Origin of the sequence: Shigella sp. FC1967 (assembly GCF_001743005.1) — a bacterium.
In the GTDB taxonomy this organism is placed as follows: domain Bacteria; phylum Pseudomonadota; class Gammaproteobacteria; order Enterobacterales; family Enterobacteriaceae; genus Proteus.
In genome coordinates, this window is record NZ_MIIZ01001007.1 from 1 (window position 1) to 1,326 (window position 1,326).

Here is a 1,326-nt window from a genome sequence, read left to right on the forward strand (position 1 = left end):
GAGTTTGTTCCTGTTGCACTGCTAAGTGATATTTCTGAAAGCTTCGATATGCTTCCTGCCCAAACAGGTTTAATGATCACAATATATGCTTGGGTTGTTGCTTTAATGTCTCTTCCTTTAATGATTATGACGAGTAAAGTTGAGCGACGTAAGTTACTTATTATTTTATTTATGCTCTTTATTTTAAGTCATATTTTATCTGGCGTAGCATGGGATTTTAAATCGCTGTTAGCAGGGCGTATTGGTGTCGCTTTTTCTCATGCCGTATTTTGGTCTATTACCGCATCACTGGCTATTAGGGTGGCACCTGCTGGTAAGCGCGCTCAGGCGTTAGGTTTATTAGCGACAGGAACTGCATTAGCAACCGTACTTGGTTTACCTTTAGGCCGTGTAGTTGGACAGTGGTTAGGATGGCGTGCAACATTTATGGGAATTGGCGTTTTAGCTTTACTGACCATGTTTGCGTTAATGCGTTATTTACCTCTGTTACCAAGTGAGCATTCAGGATCACTAAAAAGTGTACCTGTGTTATTAAAACGTGGCCCACTCATGGGCATTTTTCTGCTAACAGTGATCGCGGTTACTGCGCATTTTACTGCTTATAGTTATATCGAACCTTTTGTGGTCGATATCGCACATTTAGATCAAAACTTTGCTACCTTAGTGTTACTTATTTTTGGTGGTGCAGGCATTGTGGGTAGTGTTTTGTTTAGTCGATATAATGCTAAAATGCCTACATCTTTCTTGTTCTTTGCCTTAATTTTGCTGACATTTTGTTTAAGCTTATTAATGATGAGTAGCCAAAATTTAACGTCATTTATTATACTGATTATATTTTGGGGGATCGGCTTTATGTGCATTGGTCTTGGAATGCAAGTCAAAGTGATTGATTTAGCCCCTGATGCAACAGATATCGCTATGTCTATTTATTCTGGCATTTTTAATATCGGTATTGGTGCCGGAGCATTGATTGGTAATCAAGTTATTTTACATGCCGGAATGACAAACATTGGCTATGCAGGAACAATATTAAGTGTTATTGCAGTGATTTGGTGTGGTTTTATTTTTAACCGCTATCGTGTCTCTATGGGGGGAAAACCCCGAGAAAAGAATCAACTTCATCAACACTAAATAAGCATTTCCACGGTAAAAGGCACTTATTCAATAAGAAGAGTGCCTTTTTATTTGTTGTAGATAAATATCCTCAATCTCGCTTGTGATAGAATTCACAAAATTGACTTTGTATAGGATTAAGACGAAAAAATGAATGGATTAACTTACCTAATGTTGGCAATTATATCAGAAGTTATTGCGACAACAATGCTG

General features: G+C 37.8%; 1 protein-coding gene. It reads left to right on the top strand.

All coding sequences use genetic code 11. The features are described from left to right. Positions 1-1,131: sugar transporter (locus BHE89_RS17395; protein WP_128860670.1), on the top strand; the 1,131-nt coding region annotated here is incomplete at its 5' end. Positions 1,132-1,326 lie beyond the last annotated feature (195 nt).